Raw genomic sequence first — 22561 nt, forward strand, 5'->3', positions numbered from 1 at the left:
AGGAAACAATTATGACTGATCATGAATACCACCAATTAGCCGAAGCTCTTATGTTTACCATTGAAGAACAAGTGGATGACTGTGAAGCTGACTTAGACTATGAATCTGCACAAGGTATTTTGGAGATTATTTTTGCTGATCGCAGTAAAATTGTGATTAATAAGCAAGCTCCTTTGCATCAAGTATGGGTTGCGACTAAGTTTAATGGTCACCATTTTGAATTGCGTGGCGATAAGTGGATTGATAATCGCTCGGGCGCAGAATTTTGGCAGTTTATGAATGAAGCAACAACGCGCCAAGCTGGCCAAACGGTAGAATGGCAATCAGCACTATGAGTTTGGGGTTTGTAGAATACGCGGCAAAAGGCCAGCATCAAGCAACGATTATTTGGTTACATGGTTTAGGCGATTCAGGCGATGGATTCTTACCTGTCGCATCGCAGCTTGCCTTGCCTGATGATTTAGGTGTGCGGTTTGTGTTTCCAGATGCTCCGGTACAACCGGTCACCATTAATGGTGGTATGGCAATGCGTTCTTGGTATGATATTAAATCTATGGATTTAGATAAGCGCGCCGATGAAGCAGGGGTACGCGAATCTGCGGCGAAGGTTGAGCTGTTGATTGAGCAAGAGTTGGGTAAAGGTATTCCTGCAGATAAAATAATATTGGCTGGTTTTTCTCAAGGTGGCGTTATTGCGCTACATTTAGCACCGCGCTTAACTCAGAAACTGGCAGGTGTAATGGCGCTTTCGACTTATATGTGTGTGCCAGATAAGTTAACGGCTGAAGCTAAACATACAGATTTGTCGGTATTTATGGCTCATGGTAGCCAAGATCAAGTAGTACCTTATGATGCAGGTCGTCATGCGTTTGACATACTTACAACGCATAACATGGATGTAAGTTGGCAAGATTACCCAATGGGCCATCAGCTCTGCGGGGAAGAACTAATGGCTATTCGCCACTGGTTGATCGCGCGCTTAAGTTAAATAGTGTTGAGTAGCCGAGGCTAAAATGAAACAAAAAATAGTGATCACTGCAAGTATGAGTCGAGAGGCTGCCCCTATCGTGCCTAAGGTAACGTATCAATGGCATTGGCAGCGCATTGTTACCGTTATGCTACTGATGATATTTGCGTTAGTTATTTTTACTTATAGCCTGTTGAGCTCCGTTAATGCTGAGCAACATGATCGACAACCCCTTGATAGCACCGTCGAGTCTGTTGCACAGACCAGCGAAGAAGACGCGCTTTTAGCATCTTCCACAACGATAGCAGACAATACTGAGTTTGAGATAGCTAGCGAAGCGTCGACGCTCACTGATACTGATGGTAATGATGCTAGTGTAGTGGATGATAAAAGTGAATCGCTAGAAATGGCGGTGATAACTGATAGCCCAGAGCAGCAAATTGTTGATAGTAACCAGCCCGAACAAAGCCAAGCACTTGTAGTTAATACTATTGTTGCTACAAATACCAATAATGAGCCAGTAGAGAGTGACGTTAGTGCGGAGCAATCAGATAGTTTTGCTACATCCGCACATATTGCCAGCGTTGCTCTTGGTGCAAAAATTGATACAGACAAAGTAAGCCGCGCAGTATTGACCCGTGAAGTGGTTGATCGTGAACCCGTTAATGTTTTTAAAGCGGATGTGCGTTTAAATGAATTTACTGAGACAATGGCATTTTTTAGTGAGCTTAAAAATATGCAAGGGCAGACGGTCAGGCATGTTTGGCGCTATGAAAATGAAGTGCTAGCAAGTATTGAGCTTGGTGTAACGTCTCCTCGGTATCGTACTTATTCTAGTAAAACTATTTTACCTGAACAGGTTGGCAACTGGCGTGTTGATGTTGTCGACGAACAGGGCCATTTATTGGCACAAAAAGAATTTCGCATTTTAGCTGAGTAAGTGTTTATTTACCTTTAGGCTCAGCAAAGAAAATTAATTGGACTCCTTTTATGACTGAAAACGTGACAAAAAAACCTCAACTTATTCGTATCGCTACGCGTAAAAGTGCATTAGCACTGTGGCAGGCTGAATTTGTAAAGGCACAGCTGGAGCATTTCCATGCCGACATTACTGTAGAGCTAGTACCTATGTCGACGCAAGGAGATATTATTCTTGACACACCACTTGCAAAAATCGGTGGTAAAGGACTATTTGTTAAAGAGCTTGAGCAGGCCATGTTAGATGGCCGTGCAGATATTGCTGTGCATTCAATGAAAGATGTACCTGTTGATTTTCCTGAAGGGTTAGCACTGCATACAATTTGTGAACGTGAAGATCCACGCGATGCATTTGTGTCAAATACCTTTGCTAACATTGCACAGCTACCACAAGGTGCTATTGTTGGTACATCGAGTTTGCGTCGTCAGTGTCAAATTCGTGAACTGCGTCCTGATTTAGAAATTCGTGATTTACGCGGTAATGTCAATACTCGCCTAGCTAAGCTTGATGATGGCCAATATGATGCGATTATTTTAGCTGCTGCTGGCTTAATTCGCTTACAGATGCATGACCGTATTAAAGCATTTATTGAACCAGAAGAATCGTTACCAGCGAATGGTCAGGGCGCAGTAGGTATTGAGTGTCGTATTGATGACGAGGTTACCCAAGCGTTACTTGCACCACTTGAGCATAACGAGACACGTATTCGTGTTAATGCCGAACGTGCAATGAATCGCCGTTTAGAAGGCGGTTGCCAAGTGCCAATTGGCGCTTACGCCTTAGTTGATGGCGAGCAAGTACATTTACGTGGTTTAGTGGGCGCAATTGATGGCAGCGAAATTTTACGCGCTGAGATCAGTGGTAAAGCAATTGATGCTGAACAGCTTGGTGTGCAACTGGCTGAACAGTTACTTGCTTTAGGCGCAGATAAAATTTTAGCTGAAGTATATAGAGACGCATAAATGTCACAGATCCTGATAACTCGCCCATATGGAAAAGGCGCCGACCTTGCAGAGAAACTGTCGCAAGGGGGTTATCAGGCGACTTTATTTCCGGTTTTGAAAATTGATTACTTAACCCCAGATAATACTCAACTGACCCCTTTACTGAATGCAGATAAAATTATTTTTATCTCCCAAGATGCTGTCAAAGCATTGTTGGCACTTAAACCCGATATCAATACTAAAGCGCAATTTTATGCCGTAGGAGAACAAACGGCAGAAGCCATTTGGCAGGCATTTGGCGTACGAGCAGCCGTGCCTAAATTGCATGATTCTGAAGGGCTATTGGCTTTAAAATCATTACAGCAAGTTGATGGTCTAAATATAGTGTTGGTCAAAGGCAAAGGTGGCCGAGCAACGATTGCAAAAAACTTAAAGCAACGTGGGGCATTTTTAAATAATTTAGTGGCTTATCAACGAGGCCCTGTAGAAGGTAATGCAACTGACTGGCTAGACCACTGGCAAAGCCTTGATGTTAAAGGTATAGTCATAACAAGTAATGCGGCAGTTGATGCGATTTTTCGTGAACTGGGCGCAAAACAATTAGAGTGGATCAGACAGTGCCAGTTTTATGTTGCCAGTGCTCGTATTAGTGAATACCTTGCGGCGCAACAGGTTGACTCGGCAAATATACACATTGCTGCAGGTGCAAGCGATAGCGCTATGTTCACTTGTATTAGCGAAGGTAACATTATGACTGAAGATACAAAGCCAACATCACAGCTTGCTGACCCTAAAGCAACTCCAAATAGCTCAACCAAGGCGAATGCAAAGGTTGCAGACTCTGCTTCGGCAACAAAAAAAGACTTTGCTATGAAACAAGAAACGAACCAAAACAACAAACAAAAAATAAGTAAAACTGGCAGCTTAGCATTACTTATCTCGTTGATTGTGGCCTCTGGTGTTGGTTTTCAGTTTTACCAAAAACTTCATACACAACAGCAAGCAAATATGTTAGTTAATCAGTTATCAGCTGACAACCAATTACTCAGTAAAGAGCTGCAAGCAGTGAAAGTTGCGCAGCAAACCTTGCAACAAGCGCTGTTTAATAGTGAGCAAAAAGTTGCTGCTAGCTTAGCTGAAAATGCAGATAACACGGCAAAACAATTAGCAGCCGCCTTGCAGCGTGCAGAGCAACAAACATATAGTCTTAATCCACAAGAGGTGACTAGTTTGCAGCGTATGGCTGAGTTTAAACTGTGGGCTGAGCATGATTATAAAGGAGCGGCGGCAGTATTAACTCGATTAGATACGTTATTAGCAGAGCATCCAGGAACTGGCGCTATTCGCCAAGCAATATATCAAGATTTGCAAGCGCTTAGCACTGTTGAGCCGGTTGCAATAGAAGCAATTTATTTAAAGCTACACGGTGTTAGTAAGCAAGTTGATGAACTGATATTTAACTCAATATCTTTGCCTGAAGAAGCGGTTGCAAAAAAATCTGAAGCACTTAGCGAGAATATTAGTGAGTGGCGTCAGAATGTGGCTAAATCATGGCAACAATTTAAAGACATGTTTGTTACTGTGCGTACGCGTGAGGACATGGTTGTTGCACCATTTTTAAGTGAACAAGAGCGCCACTTAGTTAAACAACGTTTGAGCCTGTATCTGTCTCAAGCACAAGATGCGTTATTGGCTAAGCAAAGCAGCGTGTATTTTACCGCAGTCGATGCAGCAAAAGAAATAGTAAATGAGTACTTCCAGCAAGACGAAGCAGTGAGCAAAGCTGTGCTAAAAAGTTTGTCGGAGTTATCTAAAGAGCAACTTAATTTTAATCAAAAAGTATCACTACTAAGTACTGTGCAAGTGAAGGAGTGGGCCCAATGATCCGCTTTCTGCTGCTACTAGTTGCTGTTGCAATTTGCTTAGCAATAGCGCCTTTTTTTATCGATCAAAAAGGCTATGTATTAGTTTCATTTAATAAAACCACGATCGAAGGGACTATATGGGGCTTTTGTGGCCTGATAGTACTTATCTTTACGGCTGCGTTTCTATTTTATAAATTAGTGCGTTATTTATGGTCTTTATACAGCAAAACTCGCCATCGTTTTTTTGCCCGCAGTGAAGAGCGTAAACAAGCAGCGATTGAGCAAGGTGTATGGAGTTTAATTAATGGTGATAGCGAGCAGCTAGAACTGGTATTGGAAAACAATAGCGTGGCTGATAATTGGCAAGATGTGCGCTATGCGTTATTAGCTAAAGCGGCTTTACAAAATAATGATACAAACAAAGCAATTGCATTACTTGAGAAAATATCGCCAGCAAACCAACTAAAAGCAGCTAAACTCTGGTTAGCCAGTGGTGATAGCAGTACTGTGATCGGTGAATTAAAAGCGTTAGCTGAAGCTAAAAAAGCCACCGCCTTAGAGCTAAAACTATATGCCGAAGTACTTGTTCAACAACAAAAATGGACTGCGCTTGAGCAGTTTATGCCGCGATTACTTAGTAAAAAAGCGTTAACAGATAGCCAGTGGTCGATATTATTGACCAGCTACTTTCTGGCACAGCCACAGTCACAATTAACCGATAAGTATCAGCAACTTCCTAAAGGCGTAAAAGTAAAAGCGCATAGCTGTTACTTAGCCGCAATGGCAAAAACTGGGCGTTTAAATGAGATTGAACTAAGTTTACTTAAAATGCTGAAAAAACCAGAGCAGCATATTGAACTTGCACACATATTAAAAGTGTCCGTCCCTGGAGACGCATTAAAGTTACAGGCGAGTTTACAAGATACTTTAAAGAAAGAGCCGGATAATCAAGCCTTGTTACTGGCACTTGCATGCTTAGCTAATGCACATGGCGAGTATGAGCTTGCTGCTCGGGTGTTCGATAAAGCCTTAAATCGAGAAAACAGCAAAGAATATTTAGTACAAGCACAGCTTAGTTATAGTAAAAGCGCACAACCACAAAAAGCCCTCGATTTATATTTGTAGGTATAGCGGAACTACACCAAAATAGGAGCGTCAGGGCATTGAAAAATATATTTACTCTGACGTTTAGTTTAACATTTGCTTATTTTATTACTGGTTTTTTCAGTAATTCGCTGCTTGCTATTGATGGTTATGCTGTGGCTTCGTGGCCACCTTCAGGCATTGCCCTTGCGGGTTTTTTATTGTGCGGGCGACGCGCCTTAGTTGGGGTTTTGCTCGGCGCTTTGCTCACCAATATGATTCATCTCGATCGTGTTGCTGATATTTTGCATTGGCAGGTTTTTTTACAAGCTTTAGCTGTTTCTTTTGCAGCTGTTTTGCAGGCCTGGGTTGGCTGCTATTTCATCGTTAAAATAATTAAAGCTCCGCTAGATTTATCCTCTTTAAAACACAGTGTGCAAAGCTTGATCATTGCAGGTCCTGCTTGCTGTGTGATTGCTGCAGCAATAGGCACCAGCTTATTGGTGTTCAATAATATAATACCGATACATACCGCCTTTGATAACTTTGTGGCGTGGTGGATTGGCGACAGTATTGGGGTGTTAATTTTTACACCATTAATATTGGCGGCTTTTAATTACGAGCAGATGCGTCATCGCTTACAAGTAATTTTACCTGCAACCCTAATTTATATTGTTATAAGTATTAGCTTTTATGCTGCAGCAAGTGTGAAAAAAGATAAAGATATTCAAAAGCAAGAAGCAAAAGTAGCTGAAGTTCGGTTGGAAATAAATCATAAACTGGATGAGGTATCGGCGCATTTAGCTCTGCTTTCTACTTTTTTTGCCAGTAGTGATGATGTCAGTTACGCTGAATTTAAGCGTTTTACTACAACTCAACTTGATTATAGCAATGAAGTACTTGCCCTAGAATGGGTGCCACATGTACCGTTATCAACGGTTGCCCAATATCAACAACAAATTCGTCTAGAAGGCTTTAATGAGTTTTATATAAAAGAGCAATCACCCCAGCAACAGTGGCAGAGTGTGACCAAACGGGACAGTTATTACCCTGTACAGTATGTACATCCGATGTTGGGTAATGAAGAGATAGTCGGTTTTGATTTAGCCTCAAATGCGCAAATCCGTAATGTGATGATGATGTCAAAAGCATTGAATGAGTTGATTATTAGCGAGCCGATAAAGCTTGTACAAAGCAAACATGATGATACTGGGGTATTGTTTTTCTTTCCGGTTTTTGGTGACTTAGAGATGCAAGGTGATTTTAGGGGCTTTGTGGTTGGCGTTATTAACTTAGCACGCTTGGCTGATACTTTGCAGTTTAATCATCGTAGTCAAATAAGCATGCACTTTTATGATGTGACGGATGCGCAGCAGCGGCAACTAATCTACCGCGCACCTCGCACCGAAAGCAAATTGCTGAGTGAATATCAGTTAGTTATTGGACAACGAATTTGGCAAGTTCAGTTATTTGAGCCAACAACACAAACGTCATGGATAATGTACTGGTTTGCACAAATACTAGGGATGTTATTTGTTTGGTTACTGATCACTTTCCTAATATCTGTAACAGGCACTAATATTCAGGTTAGGGAGCAAGTGGCTCAACAAACACGTGTTTTGCGTCAAGAAAAACAAAAAGCGGATGAAGCAAGTCAAATCAAAAGCCAGTTTTTAGCGAATATGAGTCACGAAGTACGGACTCCGATCAATGGCATCAAAGGGTTGCATTATTTAGCGTTACAGCAGCAAGATTGGCAACAAGCCCGTCATTATATTGAACAAGCTGATGGGGCGCTGAGTGTGCTGCTGCGAGTATTAAATGATGTACTCGATTTCTCTAAAATGGAAGCTGGTAAACTAGACTTAATACAAGAGCCTATTGCGTTAAATCAGCTTATTGATGAATTAGTTAATTTGGTGAAATTTGACGTTGATATAAAGTCGCTGAAATTAATATTAGAACTCGATAACAACGCGGATCTTCAGCTAGATAGCGACCCAATACGTTTAAAGCAAGTCTTGTTGAATTTATTAAATAATGCGATTAAATTTACCGCTACTGGCACAATCACACTAAAAGTATGGCAGCAGCAAGATGTCACTTATTTTAGTGTCAGTGATACTGGTATTGGTATTAGCCAAGTAGCTCAACAGCAACTTTTTCAACCGTTTGCACAAGCCGATAGCTCTACCTCTCGACGGTTCGGTGGTACAGGTTTAGGATTAAGTATTTGCAAAAAGTTGGTTGAATTGATGGGGGGAAGTATTAGTTTAGCGAGTGAGGAGGGGCAAGGTTCAACTTTCACTTTTACCTTACCACGTATTTCGCCTCTCGCTAAAGCCGAGCAATTAGAGCCACTCTTTGCTGAGATTGACACGACTACTTTATCGCTTGCTGAATTTAAGATTTTATTGGTGGAAGATAATCCACTAAACCAACATGTTGCTACCGCTATATTAAAAACCAAGGGGTGTATTGCGGATGTTGCCAGTGACGGTTTTGAAGCCATTGAGAAGGTTTCTGAAACCCGTTATGATTTAGTGCTTATGGATATTCAAATGCCTAATATGGATGGTTTGCAAGCCACTAAAGTGATTCGTGATGAGCTATTTATGCATCAGCTTCCTATTATTGCTCTGTCAGCAAATGCTCATGATGATGATGTTAAAAAATCACTCGCAGCTGGAATGGATGGTTATTTAACAAAACCAATTGATGCTGAGAAACTATTTAAAACAGTGTGGCACTACTTACATAAAGATGTTTAACACTATCGAGCGCTTAGTAAATTTGCGTTTTTATTGTTATAGGCTGACAAATGACCTCAATACTACACACAAAATAATCTAAACTTGAATTACCGATTTAAGTGCGTATGATCCGCGCAAATTAACTGAACTGAGTGCTAATTATGATCAATAAAAAACTCCCTTTGCTAGATATCCATCGCCATTTAGATGGTAATGTCCGCGCGCAAACTATTCTTGATTTAGGTCGTCAGTTCAATATTAAGCTGCCTGCTGATAATGTTGCAGACTTAATTCCGCATGTGCAAGTTATCGATCCTGAGCCTAACTTAATGGCCTTTTTACAAAAGCTTGACTGGGGCGTCACGGTATTGGGTGATTATGATGCGTGTCGGCGTATTGCCATCGAAAATATTGAAGATGCGCAAACACAAGGTCTAGATTATGTAGAGCTGCGTTTTAGCCCCTACTACATGGCACAAAGCCAAGGCTTACACCCACAAGGTGTGGTTGAAGCAGTGGTTGATGGCATTAAAAGTGCCACTCAAAACAGCATGGTAAAAGCGAATTTAATTGGTATTATGTCGCGCACTTATGGCACTAAAATTTGCCAACAGGAGCTTGATGCGTTACTCGCGTTTAAAAATGATTTAGTTGCGGTGGACTTAGCCGGTGATGAAATTGGTTTTCCTGGTGAGCTATTTGTTGATCACTTTAAACAAGTGGGTGATGCTTACTTAGCGGCGACCATTCATGCTGGCGAAGCGCTAGGATCGGCAAGTATTTGGCAGGCGATTAACGAACTGGGTGCAGGTCGCATTGGCCATGGTGTCAAGGCTATTGAAGATGCTAAGCTCATGGACTACCTACGCGATAAACGTATAGGGATTGAATCATGCCTAACTAGTAACGTACAAACCAGCACAGTAGCCAGCTTAGCTGTGCATCCACTGAAACGCTTTTTAGATCATGGTATTTTAGCGTGTATTAATACCGATGACCCTGCTGTGGAAGGCATCGAAATTGAACATGAATATATGGTTGCAGGGCCAGCAGCAGGGCTGACTCAGGCTGATATGGAAAAAGCCCAAGCCAATGCACTCGATATTGCATACTTGAGTGATGCTGAAAAACAGCAACTAAAGCAAGCGGTCGCATCACGATAGTTGCGACGTACAAGCCATTAAATTATGCACCTAATGCTCACGTTGGCAGCTTAGGTAATTATCAAACATGGCTTTAAGAATATCACTACGGCCTATCATACCTATGACCGTAGTGCCTTCTACAACCGGATAGTTTTTCGGCTTACCGGTTTTCATTTGCTCTGCTAGTTCCATTATGTTGGTGTCGCCGTTGACGGTGACAACCTCGGTTTGCATCAGCTGTGAAACCTTAACCACACCGTCACAAAAATAACTAGTTTGCATTAAAGGTGTTAGCAGTTCTTGCTCAGAAATAAAGCCTACTAAACTTTTATTATCATCAAACACGGGGGCACCCAGTAGTTTGAATTTTTGTAGTTCTGCAATTGCCGTGGTCATCTCGGTTTCAGGGGTAATATGCGGTAACTTGCGTTGCATAAAATCTTTTACTTTGGTGTTTAACATTTGGGTCTCTCCCAATTAATGAGTTATACAAAGTATGGTTAAGGATTGGCCGTTTGTGAAATTGTTTATGTTGATTATGCTGATAGGTAATAACAATCACAGCTAAATTTTATTATGAGTCCGATCAGCTGAGTGGGTTTGGTATTTGGCTTTTATTAACTCCATATAATGCGCTAAGCTTTTTTGCGGGTTAGTATCGAATGTCTTGGTGAGCGGAACAATACTTTGAATACGATCTAAGCGAAACTCTCGGTAGTCACAGCGTAACTGACAGTAAGCAATAAGAGTCCATTTTGCACCCCAATATACTAGCCCTAAAGGGTCGGCAATACGCTGAGTTGGTCGTTGGTTTACATCCTGATAATGAAATTCAATACAGGTTTTATTAGTGATGGCTTTACGAAGTATCAAAGTGGTTGTTTGGTGGCTTTTATCGTGATGAAATGCAGAGACTAAATACGGCAGCTCTGCAACGCGTTGCTTTAACTTGTTAGGCAACACCGCATTAATTTTAGTCATTGCAGCTTGGGCATTTGCCGCTAACTGTGGATCAGTCCAAGCGCTGACCATTTTACTACCTAACAACAGTGCTTGTAGCTCCTCAAGAGTAAACATCATCGGTGGTAGGTCGTAATCGGTAATTAAATAGCCAGTGCCTGCTTCACCTTCAACGGGTACGCCCGAGCTCTGTAAGTGCTGAATATCGCGATAAATTGTTCGCTGAGATACCTGTAATTTATTGGCAAGTTCGTTTGCAGTAATCGCAAAGCGGCGACTTTTAAGTATGTTTACTAATTGAAATAGCCGCTCTGATTTGTGCATTGGTTATCCTTGTTTTCAAAAATACAGTGTTAGCTTTGTTGGCAAGTTTGGCTAAGCACTTCAAAACGATCCAGTTTTATCGATTCTTTTGCAATGAGAGAGGTGTACTGTTGGCAAATAGCAGTATCAAAAAATGTATCACGCAGTTTTTGGGCATCGGCAACAGTAGCAAAATAAATGATACTACTATATTGCTGGGTATCGGCTTGTTTAGCTAGGGAGCGGTAAAGTACGCCAGGTTGGTTATCAATATAACGCTGAAAATCATTATTAGCTATGTGGAACTGCGCTAAGTTTGTATCAGTATTTAGTTTGAAATTTACAACTTCGATTAAATTTGTGGTCATTATAGTTCTCCTTACTTAAGAAGAGCTAAGTAAATCATAGCGGGCTGTCAGGGAGTGTCAGTAACCAGCTTACTAGTAAAATTAAGCTGGTTACTCTGGTTATACTACTTTATAAATGCAAATGCATCGGCGTACATGTTTTCGCGAATTGCACCGTGATTTAAAAAGTCATCGCGAACAATACCTATCATGTCAAAACGCCCTGCCATGTAAATATCATATGGGGCAAGCGATACGATATCGTTCATCACCGCTTTATGTACGTAGCCTGTGTGGCCTGTCCAGCTAGCTGTTGGGTTTTCAACTACTGGTATAAAGGTAAAGTTTTCACGGCTATCAGCCCATGTTTGCATTTCAGTATGCGCATATAAGGCTGACTCTTCACGCACACCCCAATAGAACAATACCGGACGCTCACAACCAATTTCACTTAAATGATCAGCCATAGATTTTGCGTATGAAAACCCTGTGCCGCCAGCGAGTAAAATAATTGGGCGTTCGCATTGGAGGCGCAACTGTGAAATGCCTAAGCCGGCTTCAATCAACACCTGAGTTTTCTCAGCATGGGCTTGGCGAAGATGCTCTAAAGTTTGCATTGCATATGAATCAACGGCAGATGCGCCAATATGAAGTTCTAGCTCATCAGACTGTGAAGGGCGGCTGGCAATTGAAAACGCACGCTTGTCTTTTTCGCCAAGCACTACTTGCAAATATTGGCCAGCTTCAAAGGTGACGCTTTCAACAGGTTTTAAAATTACTTTGTGAACAAATTCAGTGAGTGGGCTGATAGCGACAACTTCAGCGTGTAATGTTTGCATGTTTTACCTTAAATTAGCGGATACGCACTTTATTTGAGCAATGGTAGCATATCAGTATAGTGAGTTTATAGCCTCTAAAAGCACTGTTAAAGAATATCTAAGCTTTGCCAGATTTCATCGACGCGATCTTTAGTCACTTGATCCATCACAATGGGTTCGCCCCACTCACGAGTGGTTTCGCCAGGCCACTTATTAGTGGCATCCATGCCCATTTTTGAACCAAGACCTGAAACCGGTGATGCAAAGTCTAAATAATCAATCGGTGTGTTTTCAATTAGAGTCGTGTCGCGAGCTGGATCCATTCGAGTGGTGATAGCCCAAATGACATCGTTCCAGTCACGTGCGTTGACATCATCATCGCAAACAATGACAAATTTAGTGTACATAAACTGGCGCAAGAACGACCATACTCCCATCATCACGCGTTTCGCATGGCCAGGATATTGCTTTTTCATTGTCACTACGGCCATACGGTATGAGCAACCTTCTGGCGGTAAGTAAAAATCGACAATTTCAGGGAACTGTTTTTGCAAAATTGGCACGAACACTTCGTTAAGCGCGACCCCTAAAATAGCCGGTTCATCAGGCGGACGGCCAGTAAAGGTACTGTGATAAATAGGATCCTTACGGTGTGTCATGTGGGTCACTGTCATAACTGGGAAGTTATCAACCTCATTGTAATAACCTGTGTGATCGCCATAAGGGCCCTCAGGTGCCATTTCGCCCGGCATTATATAGCCTTCAAGGACGATTTCAGCACTGGCTGGAACTTGTAAATCATTGGATATCGACTTAACGACTTCTGTTTTGCTACCACGTAGCAAGCCGGCAAAAGCATATTCACTTAAGGTATCGGGTACGGGGGTTACTGCGCCTAAAATCGTCGCAGGATCGGCGCCTAATGCTACCGATACTGGATAAGGTTGCCCCGGATTTTCTTTGCACCATTCTTGAAAATCGAGAGCGCCGCCACGGTGTGATAACCAGCGCATAATGATTTTATTTTTACCGAGTAATTGTTGACGGTAAATACCTAGGTTCTGGCGTTTTTTGAAAGGCCCTTTGGTGACGGTTAAACCCCAAGTGATTAATGGAGCCACATCACCAGGCCAGCAGTGTTGGATTGGTAACTTAGTTAAATCAACATCATCGCCTTCGATAATAATTTGCTGGCAAGGGGCTTTTTTAACTTCTTTGGCAGGCATATTTAATACCTGCTTAAACACTGGAATTTGGCTAAATGCTTCTCTAATGCCTTTTGGTGGCTCTGGCTCTTTTAAAAAGGCCAATAACTTACCGACTTCTCGTAGTTCGCTAACGTGTTCTTTACCCATTCCCATGGCAACACGCTCTGGTGTACCAAATAAATTAGCCAGCACGGGGATATCATACCCTTTAGGGTTTTCAAACAATAAAGCGGGGCCCTTAGCACGCAGTGTGCGGTCGGCAATTTCGGTCATTTCAAGATAAGGATCAACTTCTTGGTGAATACGCTTCAGTTCACCTTTTTTTTCTAATAAATCGATAAAATCACGTAGATCTTTGTATTTCATAGTGGGCCGCTTTAAAGCTTAAAAGACTATTGGCATTATACTGAAATAAAGACGTTAAGCGAATTAATGAGCTGTTTTTAGGGATCATTAAGGTGAACATTTTTATTACATTATAAGGTGATTAAGCTATAGTTTAGGACAAATATTTTAAATGATTTTTTGGATTAATAGGTGGGCTTATCGTAAAAATATTTATCAAGGCTGCTATTATTTGTTGTGTAATTACTTTTGTAGATCAAGTCAGTGCCAAGCAACCATTAGATTCTGCGATCAATATGTCGTTTTTTAATGAACATAGTGCGGTGATGTTAGTGGTGGAACCACAAACAGGTGAAATTAAATTTGCTAATAAGGCTGCGGCTGTATTTTATGGCTACAGTATTGCGCAATTGCAAACAATGCGAATCCAGCAGATTAATATATTTACTGAGCAACAAGTTGCGCAGGAGCGCCAAGCCGCTCTGAATAAAGGGCAAAACTATTTTGTTTTTAAGCATCGTTTAGCAAGCGGTGAAACACGTACCGTTAGCGTTTACTCAGCTCCATTTACAATTGCAAATAAAGATTTCTTATTTTCTGTAATACATGATATTTCATCTCAACGCTTTTTTGAAAAAGCGCTTTGGCATTATCAAGAAAATCTTGAAGAGTTAGTTGCCAATCAAACGAATGAAATAGAACAAAAACGCTCCGACCAATTGCTGTTAGCGCTAATATTTATTTCTGTACTGATAATACTGTTAGCGACTTTAACCTTGTTAGCTTTGCGATTACGCAGAGCTAAAAAGTCGGCGCAAAAAGATAGTGCGACGTTAAAGGCGATTTTCAATAGTATAGATGACTTGCTCATTTACACTGATACCGATCATGTGGTTATTACAGCCAATACTACGGCTGTGCAGAAGTTAACAGCAGGCGAGCCACTGAAAGACAAAAATATTTACTCATTTACTGAGTGTCCGAAAGGAGTTGTTGGGGTTGATAGTGAGTGTCAATTTCATGGAGCTAAAAAGGTATTTTGGGGGGAGGCACGAGTAACCGCAGTTATCGATGAAAAAAATAGCAAAATTGGTGAAATACACTTAATTCGTGATATCACTTTAAAATTAAAAGCACGCCAGCAGCAACGACTCGCGAGTACGGTATTTTCGGCAACTAATGAAGGTATTTTAGTCTCTAATCATGATAATGAAATTCAAGCTGTAAATGAAGCCTTCACGCAGATCACTGGTTATCAAGAACAAGATGTACTTGGTAAAACACCAGCAATATTAAATTCGGGCCGTCACAAACCATCGTTTTTTAAAGTGCTATACCGACGTTTAAATGAAGTTGGACACTGGGAAGGCGAAATATGGAACCGCCGCAAAAATGGTAGTATTTACCCTAGTTGGGTCAATATTTCGGCGGTATTTGACGAGGAAAAAGCCATTGAAGTTTATGTTGCCTTATTTAACGACATTTCTTTACGCAAAGAAAATGAGCAGGAAATGTGGCTACAAACTAACTTTGATGCACTTACGGGGTTGGCAAATCGCTATCATTATAATAGTAAGCTAGATCAAGAAATGATCCGTGCAACAGCTTACAACAAGCGTTTGGCAATTTGCTTTATTGATTTAGATCGGTTTAAAAGCGTTAATGATACCCTAGGACATAATAGTGGTGATTTATTGTTATTAGAGGCAGCTAAAAGGCTTAAAGCATGTATGCGTAGCTCTGACGTAGTGGCTCGTTTAGGTGGCGATGAGTTTGCGCTATTATTACCTGGGATCATTACATTAGCAGATATTGAGCGATTAGCTAAAAAGGCTCTGCTGGCGCTTAATTCTTCATTTAAAATTGGTGAGCAGGACGTATTTGTATCCGGCAGTATGGGGATCACTATTTTCCCCGACGATGGCAGTGAGCGAAAAATATTACTACGTAATGCTGATAGCGCTATGTACAAAGCTAAAGCGCAAGGGCGAAACTGCTTTGAGTTCTTTACCAGCGGCTTGCATGAACAAGCGACTGCTCGTAGTAAGCTTGAAAATGCTCTCCATAAAGCGCTTAGTAATAACGAGTTTACCGTTTATTTTCAGCCAATTATTAGCCACGATAAAAAAACAGTCGGCTGTGAAGCATTATTGCGATGGCATAGTGCGGAGCTTGGCGATGTGTCGCCGGCACAATTCATTCCTGTATGTGAAGAGTTAGGATTAATCATTCCAATTGGTGAGTGGGTACTCAGAGAAGCATGCCGCGAAGCTGCTAAGTGGTGTAGCAGTTTCGGTGAGCAGTTTTTTGTTGCGGTAAATATGTCTAGCGTGCAATTTATTCGCCAAGATATTGAAACATTAGTTAAAAATGTTTTGCAGGAAACGCAGTTATCAGCTCAGTGTTTAACCCTAGAAATTACTGAAACGCTACTGGCTGATAATAACTCAAATATTTTGCAGCAGTTGCAAGCATTACGTGCAACCGGCGTGGGTTTGGCAATTGATGACTTTGGTACAGGTTACTCGTCGTTGAGCTATTTAAAGCGTTTTCCACTGAGTAAGTTAAAAATAGATCGGGAGTTTATTAAAGACTTACCCGATGATCTTGAAGATTGTGCGATGGTCAGTGCAATTATATCAATGGCTAGCAACCTGCAGCTCAAAGTTGTTGCCGAAGGAGTTGAAACCTTTGCACAGCTTGCTTTTTTAAACGCTCTAAATTGTGACTATATTCAAGGTTTTTTATACAGTAAACCACTGTCGGCGGTACTATTTGATAAATACATTAGGGAGTTTATCGCGGAGCAAAATAATAAATGAGCAGCTACACACCCTGCGATGTTATTTCAGTGGTGTGTATTTATCATTATGACAATAGCAGCAGATGGCTCTATTATTCAGAATTAGAACTTAAACCTTTCTACTGCACTGGTTAATGAGTGGGCAAGTTGGTTAACGTCTTCACTTTGATTGGCGAGTGACTTTGCATGTTCGGCATTCGATTGTGCCTGCACCGTTACTTGCGCCATGATTTGTTTTATCTCATTGCTGTTATCAAGCTGGTGATGTGATGAACTGGCAATTTGCATACTCATTTGGTTAATTGTCACTAAGGTACTTTTTATTTTATCCACCGCTTGGTTTAACTCACTACTATTTGTTACACATTCTTTTGCTTGTTGTTGACCATCGTTAATTTCATGATGAGCAGTATTAGCCTGATGTTGCAATGTTTGGATCATAGTATGAATTTCGCTAGTCGAGTTTTGTGTACGCGCCGCTAAAGAGCGTACTTCATCTGCCACAACAGCAAAGCCCCGGCCATTTTCTCCTGCACGGGCAGCTTCAATAGCAGCATTTAGCGCAAGCAAATTAGTTTGTTCAGCAATGCTACTAATTGTATCCACGATCGCGCCAATTAATTGTGTGTGCTGGGTTAGTTCATCGGTACTTTGCACCGCTTGATCAAGCCGAGTAAGCAACGCTGCAATACGCTGGCTGTTACGATCAGCAATCTGGTTTACATCATTGGCAAACTGCGATGCATTAGCAACTTCATTGGAGGTGTTATCAGCTCGTTCACAGACCGCTTGGGAATTACTGTGCATGCTATGTGCCACTGATTCAGCCTCTGCAATACGATCTAATTGCTGTTGTGCTGCTTGGGTCATCTGTTGGCCTTGCTCACTGGTTTGAATTGCTGATTGATCTAAGGTGTGGGCGTTATCACTTATCGCACTTAATAATGTGCTTAGATCATCGCTTAATTGATTGATATTGTTTAAAAGTACCCCAAATTCATCATCATTATGGGGCTTTGTACGTTTCGATAAATCCCCAGATGCAATACGTGATAATGCTTTATTTACAGCATTGAGTGGTTTTAACATTGCTTTGGTGGTTAAAAAGCAGATCAAGGCTGCAAACGAAATAAGCACTAAACTTATAATAATAGCGAGTCGCGAGCCGGTAGTGATCACCGACTGAGCATCAGCCTGTAAGGTATCAAAGCGTTTATCTGCTAAATTATTTAGCTTAATAATGAGCTGCTCGGTAAGTTGAAACTGTTGCTGGAATGCAGCAAAGGCTTGCTCGGTCGCAACCTTACTGGTCAAAAGTGTACTTTGTTGCTGGTACAGTGTTACCAACTGTTGATTAATTAAGTTGAGAAGATCTTTTAGATTACTGAAATTTGTTTGATTTTTTAACTCACTCGCTTGCTGTTGTAGGTATGTAAAATTAGATTGGATATTGTCTAATAAAAAAGCGGTATCTTGTTGGTGTTCTGTGAGTGTTTGTAGGGAACTAATGTGGTTGATGCTCTTAACATTATTGCCTAAGGTGAATAGCAAATCGTCAATGCGGGTCGCTGTACCAACAATAGCGGCTAATAACGATTGTTGCTCAGGCGTTACTTCGATTAGTTCTAAATCAAGTAAGCCATTGCTTAGGTCAGCGAGATTATTAGCGTAATTATTTGCTAATGAGGTAACCTGAGTTGCTGCTGTTAGGCCTTGTTGTTTGGTGTTAAACATAGTTGCGCTAGTGGAACTAAATTGCTGGTAGCGTTGTGTTATTTGCGATATTAGTTGCAACATTTGTGGTTGGTCATGAAGCTGAGAGCTTAATTCTTCTAGCTTGGTTTTAAATAAATCTTGTTCTTCATGAGTTCTCTGTTGCTGCTGTTGCAAACTGACTTTATTTGTTTGGCTGTATGCAACGGCATTAAATTTGGTGATTGATAAGAGTGATAACCGTAAGGCATGACTTTGCTGTTGTACTGGGACAGCTAAAGTTTCTATATCCGAAGTAGCGTGATTAATTTGTCCTAATGACCAGTAAAAAAAACTACTGCTGGCGAGCATTAAAAAACCAATTGTGGCAAAGGCAAAAATTAGTTTCGTTTTAATAGCAATAGCGTGCATAGTGAACCCGTAAATACTTAATTATTTATGAGTGTAGCAGTATTTTTATAAATTATAAGTTTGGCGAGCGATTGTATTACTCTAAATTACAGTGATATTTGTTGCCATCAATTATTAACATTGCTTCATTCCCTTTGGTCCAAAACAGTACATCTTCATTGCTATATTTTACGCCCGAGGCACTGATTTGTTTGGTCAGCGAATGATCTACTTTATTGTAATTTAGTGTGGCACTTTCTTCATCATTACTGGTAATAACGGCGCTTAGCTGGCTATCGCAGGAGAAAGACTGACTATTTAATTGTTCAGTGCATGCACTGAGGCTAATAACACCGAGTGCAATTAATAGGGTTTTATACATAACAAGTGCCTTAGCTAAGTGTGTTTAGTGCTAGCATAGCAAACGAAAATTAACCTTTGGTGAAAATACTGGTTTAGGCTATGTTGATTATTATAAATTTTTTAACCGCAAAGGACATTAGATGGCAGGCACTAACCTATTGACATTATTGGACGATATCACCACTTTATTAGATGACATTGCCACTATGAGTAAAGTAGCCACGAAGAAAACGGCGGGTGTGTTAGGGGATGATTTGGCCTTAAACGCGCAACAAGTGACAGGAGTCACTGCCGATCGTGAGCTACCCGTAGTGTGGGCGGTAGCAAAAGGCTCATTTGTAAATAAAGCTATTTTAGTTCCTGCTGCGTTATTAGTAAGCGTCTGGCTACCTTGGCTTATTACACCTTTATTGATGGTGGGTGGGTTATTTTTGTGTTTTGAAGGTGCCGAAAAGTTAGTCGAAAAGTTATTACCAGCTACGAAAAATAATGATGTAGATGCTATCGAAAATTTAGATTTAGTTGAGTACGAAAAACAAAAAGTAAAGGGGGCTATTCGAACCGACTTTATTTTATCGGCAGAAATAATCGTTATCACTCTAGGTACAGTGGCGGGTGCAAGCCTAGTAAATCAAGCGCTAGTTTTGAGTGTTATTGCGGTGATCATGACCATAGGCGTTTATGGGTTAGTGGCAGGGATTGTAAAACTCGATGATGCTGGTTTGTATTTACTTAACCAAGCACAGCAAACGGGTAATCGTTTTAAAGCCTTATTAGGTAAAGGTTTGTTAGCCGCTGCACCACGCTTAATGGCATTTTTAGCATTTGCAGGTACGGTCGCGATGTTTTTAGTGGGTGGTGGAATTTTAGTGCATGGCATTAGCGTGTTGCATCATTGTCAAATCGCTGTTGCTGAGTTTGCATTGGCAAATTTAGGTATGCTGGGAGAGATTATAGCGCCTTTACTGTTCGATGGTTTATTAGGTGTATTAGCCGGTGCGGTTGCTGTGTTGGTTCATCATGGAATTGCCAGTAAGAAAGCAAAAAAGCCAGCAAAGTAGATTTGCTGGCAATGAATTAGCAAGGGAATGCTATGAAAGTTATTCGCTTGAATTTATTAGTGTTCATGTTTTGATTCAGCAGCTATACCTAACCAGGTAATTTGATTAGGGATAAAATCAAGGTTAAGAATAGTTTGAGTCGTTTGCTCATGCGTGTCGATACTTAATACTGTTTGGTTGTTTGCATCACTGATATATAAAGTATCGTCGGCCGCTGAGGCCGCGAGTGCATAGTTACCAGCTGGGTTTTCGAGTACTTTAAAGCGTGCGCTGACTTGCCAATCATCTTCAGCATGTAGCACCGACAAGAAACCATCACTTTCAAGTACATAAAACTCGCCGGTAATCCTATCCAGTGCAGTTGCTAATACGGTATTTTCAGTATTTTGTTGCCATGTAAGCTGTGTCATTTCAGCTGATACTGGGTCTATGGTGTAAAAAAGCTTACTTTGTGCAATACCTAAAAATAGCTCACTGTGTTCACTCGCTTTAATTGTGCCAATACGCGTACCTTCAGCAAAGCTGTTGAGATTAGCTACTTTGGCTGCGTTAAACACATCACCTTTTTCAGTTATAACTAATACACCATCGCTACAGCCAAAAGCGATGTGCTGGTGATTTTGCGCACTGCCATGTAGTGCAGGGCAATCCACTGAAAACCGCTGTTCTTGATGAAAGTGATCACCATGAATATGCAGTTGTTCTACATAATTTGGCAGCACGCTAGTTATATCTTCGCTGCGATAAGTTGTTATTACCGATCCACCGCGAATTTGCGCTGTACCATGCATGGCATTGTTAAAGCTATGTGCTGCTAACGTTTTCCCAGCAGCAAGTGATTCATCACTTAATAACACAAAGCTTGCAGGGATCCCTGCATCAAGATCGCCATCAAAAAACAGTGCAGCTTGCTGTTCACTGATATCAAAATGGGTTGGTTTACTATCGCTAAAGATTAAATCATGCAGCTCGGGTTGCTGTTCGTAACCATGTTGGTGATCACCATGATCTTCTGTAAATAATCCACCGTCAATGAACTCAACATAATTTTCTGCTCGCTGGATCAATACTGCGTAACGAAAATTAGGACTGGCATATAGACCACTTATTACGTTGCTGGTATTAAAGGTCTCCAGCAACGAGTTGTTGTCAGCGTTAAAAACAGATACGTTAGCAATATCAGCATGGCTAATCGCTAATCGCCCTTTTGCAGTGATTTCGGTGTGGTCATGGTCATCTTTCTGCTCAGCATTTTTATCTACAAGGTCATCAATTTCACTGTTACAGGCACACAGTACAGCAACCATAGAGGCAATTAAGCAAGTTTTATAGTTAGGTAAAATCATTAACAGTCCAGTGTTTTGTTATAGTATATCTGTAATGTTATAGTGTAACCATTTTGGTGTAAATATAAATCGAACTATTTGTTGGGGTGTTAAACTAGTAAATGTTGATTAAATGGCAAGCCAAAGACTTGCGATAGTTGCAAAGTAACGCCTTGACCTTAATTAAACCCCTGTGAAACGCTGAACTCTGCACCTTGAGGTGATTTGGGTATGTTAACAGGAATGCTCAAGGCACAGCTCTTTGAGTTGTACTTTGGCTTTGTGGTTATTTTGCCCTGCAGCTTGTTGATACCAATAAATAGCTTGGCTGATATCTTTTTCTACCCCCTCACCATCACGATACATTTGCGCAGTATTAAGCTGACCCCATTGTGAGCCTTCTTTGCTGGCGAGCAAAAAGCTTTCGAACGCTTCAGGAAATAACCTATCTTTGTAATAGGTGATGCCTTGCTGATTATTTTTATTAAGCTTCACCCCTTCATATAGCGGTTTAGGGCGTGGTGGGAACATCACAAAACCACCATATAAGCTATATGCGTAAGGACGCAGTACATCATAAATAACACCTTCATCATATAAACGCTGTACTTCGCTGCGAGGTAAAGTAATTGTTTTTGATGAAAAATAATCTTTTTGTACCAATAAGCTGGTACGCATAGCCATAGTAATGCCACTGTTGCGTTTATAGCGATAATTGCTGATTTGAAAGGTGATATTTTTTTCATCAAACTCGAGTACTTGGGCTACTTTTAGGTTTTCAGGGCGCAATGGTGCGTTAGAAAACTTATCAGCATGTACCAAGTAAGTATCGAATGCTTGTGGCTGGTTTAGTATTGCTTGCTTGCCTTTTAGCTCATCAAGATGTTGTGTATAAAAGTAAATAGATAGCCAGATAAATAATATCGAGCCTATAAAATATTTGATCAAAGAAAGCTTTTCTAACCATGGCAGTTGCATAATTGAAAGCTGCACACTGTGCTGACAATCACTACATCGGTATTGGTAATGCCATGCTAATGGCAGCATAGGGACAATTGAAAAACGCAAAAAGCGGCTATGGTTTTGTAGTCGATAATCATTATTGTGACAGTGTGGGCAGGTTTTTGTTTGGCTGAAAAACGACAATGAATCGCTGGTATTGAATAGTAGCATATGGCCTTTTCCCTTC

Annotated in this window: 19 protein-coding genes; 10 read left to right on the top strand and 9 right to left on the bottom strand. The window is 41.0% G+C overall.

The window, feature by feature from the left end:
• Positions 1-11: 11 nt before the first annotated feature.
• The 8 genes from cyaY (at position 12) to add (ending at position 9754) form a co-directional block, all read left to right on the top strand.
• Complete coding sequence (gene cyaY, locus J7338_RS12250) at positions 12-335, top strand: iron donor protein CyaY (RefSeq protein ID WP_145239944.1); 324 nt, start codon at positions 12-14, stop codon at positions 333-335.
• Complete coding sequence (locus J7338_RS12255) at positions 332-988, top strand: alpha/beta hydrolase (protein WP_210797353.1); 657 nt, start codon at positions 332-334, stop codon at positions 986-988. Before cyaY ends, J7338_RS12255 begins: the two co-directional genes overlap by 4 nt.
• A 25-nt stretch (positions 989-1013) precedes the next feature.
• Complete coding sequence (locus J7338_RS12260) at positions 1014-1907, top strand: DUF2914 domain-containing protein (RefSeq protein WP_210797314.1); 894 nt, start codon at positions 1014-1016, stop codon at positions 1905-1907.
• A 62-nt stretch (positions 1908-1969) separates the two neighbouring features.
• Entirely contained in the window at positions 1970-2908 is a 939-nt protein-coding gene (hemC, locus tag J7338_RS12265) for a hydroxymethylbilane synthase (RefSeq protein ID WP_210797355.1), read from the top strand.
• Positions 2909-4774 (top strand): uroporphyrinogen-III C-methyltransferase, encoded by a 1866-nt coding sequence (locus J7338_RS12270; protein ID WP_210797315.1) that lies wholly within the window; start codon positions 2909-2911, stop codon positions 4772-4774.
• Positions 4771-5880 (top strand): heme biosynthesis HemY N-terminal domain-containing protein, encoded by a 1110-nt coding sequence (locus J7338_RS12275; RefSeq protein ID WP_210797316.1) that lies wholly within the window; start codon positions 4771-4773, stop codon positions 5878-5880. The genes J7338_RS12270 and J7338_RS12275 overlap by 4 nt, the downstream gene beginning before the upstream one ends.
• A gap of 38 nt (positions 5881-5918) precedes the next feature.
• Positions 5919-8609 carry a CHASE domain-containing protein gene (locus J7338_RS12280; RefSeq protein ID WP_210797317.1) on the top strand — a complete coding sequence of 897 codons (2691 nt, stop codon included), beginning with the start codon at positions 5919-5921 and terminating at the stop codon, positions 8607-8609.
• Between the two features lie 143 nt (positions 8610-8752).
• Positions 8753-9754, top strand: coding sequence for an adenosine deaminase (gene add, locus J7338_RS12285; protein ID WP_210797318.1), 1002 nt, complete (start codon positions 8753-8755; stop codon positions 9752-9754).
• A 30-nt stretch (positions 9755-9784) separates the two neighbouring features.
• Here the strand turns inward: add and J7338_RS12290 are convergent, their stop codons facing one another.
• From J7338_RS12290 to ubiD, 5 genes are all read right to left on the bottom strand, one after another.
• Positions 9785-10198, bottom strand: a complete 414-nt coding sequence (locus J7338_RS12290; RefSeq protein ID WP_210797319.1) for a CBS domain-containing protein — start codon at positions 10196-10198, stop codon at positions 9785-9787.
• A 102-nt stretch (positions 10199-10300) separates the two neighbouring features.
• Positions 10301-11020, bottom strand: coding sequence for a helix-turn-helix transcriptional regulator (locus J7338_RS12295; RefSeq protein WP_210797320.1), 720 nt, complete (start codon positions 11018-11020; stop codon positions 10301-10303).
• A gap of 29 nt (positions 11021-11049) precedes the next feature.
• A complete protein-coding gene (locus J7338_RS12300; protein WP_210797321.1) occupies positions 11050-11367 on the bottom strand; it encodes a hypothetical protein in 318 nt (105 codons plus the stop codon).
• 104 nt (positions 11368-11471) lie between these two features.
• Positions 11472-12185 carry an NAD(P)H-flavin reductase gene (gene fre / locus J7338_RS12305; RefSeq protein WP_210797323.1) on the bottom strand — a complete coding sequence of 238 codons (714 nt, stop codon included), beginning with the start codon at positions 12183-12185 and terminating at the stop codon, positions 11472-11474.
• An 86-nt stretch (positions 12186-12271) separates the two neighbouring features.
• Positions 12272-13738, bottom strand: a complete 1467-nt coding sequence (gene ubiD, locus J7338_RS12310; RefSeq protein WP_210797324.1) for a 4-hydroxy-3-polyprenylbenzoate decarboxylase — start codon at positions 13736-13738, stop codon at positions 12272-12274.
• A gap of 275 nt (positions 13739-14013) precedes the next feature.
• Between ubiD and J7338_RS12315 the strand changes: the two genes are divergently transcribed.
• The gene (locus J7338_RS12315) at positions 14014-16539 is read left to right on the top strand and encodes a sensor domain-containing protein (protein ID WP_228732979.1); all 2526 of its coding nucleotides are present in this window, start codon (positions 14014-14016) and stop codon (positions 16537-16539) included.
• A gap of 83 nt (positions 16540-16622) precedes the next feature.
• Here J7338_RS12315 and J7338_RS12320 read toward each other — a convergent pair whose 3' ends face one another.
• Together J7338_RS12320 and J7338_RS12325 are read right to left on the bottom strand one after the other, a co-directional pair.
• Positions 16623-18644 (bottom strand): methyl-accepting chemotaxis protein, encoded by a 2022-nt coding sequence (locus tag J7338_RS12320; RefSeq protein ID WP_210797326.1) that lies wholly within the window; start codon positions 18642-18644, stop codon positions 16623-16625.
• Between the two features lie 76 nt (positions 18645-18720).
• Positions 18721-19005 (bottom strand): MliC family protein, encoded by a 285-nt coding sequence (locus tag J7338_RS12325; protein ID WP_210797328.1) that lies wholly within the window; start codon positions 19003-19005, stop codon positions 18721-18723.
• Between the two features lie 121 nt (positions 19006-19126).
• Between J7338_RS12325 and J7338_RS12330 the strand changes: the two genes are divergently transcribed.
• On the top strand, positions 19127-20047 hold the full coding sequence (locus J7338_RS12330; protein ID WP_210797330.1) for a DUF808 domain-containing protein: 921 nt from the start codon (positions 19127-19129) through the stop codon (positions 20045-20047).
• A 56-nt stretch (positions 20048-20103) separates the two neighbouring features.
• Here the strand turns inward: J7338_RS12330 and J7338_RS12335 are convergent, their stop codons facing one another.
• Positions 20104-21393 (bottom strand): hypothetical protein, encoded by a 1290-nt coding sequence (locus tag J7338_RS12335; RefSeq protein WP_210797332.1) that lies wholly within the window; start codon positions 21391-21393, stop codon positions 20104-20106.
• A 213-nt stretch (positions 21394-21606) separates the two neighbouring features.
• Positions 21607-22545 (bottom strand): tetratricopeptide repeat protein, encoded by a 939-nt coding sequence (locus J7338_RS12340; protein ID WP_210797333.1) that lies wholly within the window; start codon positions 22543-22545, stop codon positions 21607-21609.
• Between the last annotated feature and the right edge of the window lie 16 nt (positions 22546-22561).

It is taken from the genome of Pseudoalteromonas ostreae, assembly GCF_018069805.1.
GTDB classification, from domain to species: Bacteria; Pseudomonadota; Gammaproteobacteria; order Enterobacterales; family Alteromonadaceae; genus Pseudoalteromonas; species Pseudoalteromonas ostreae.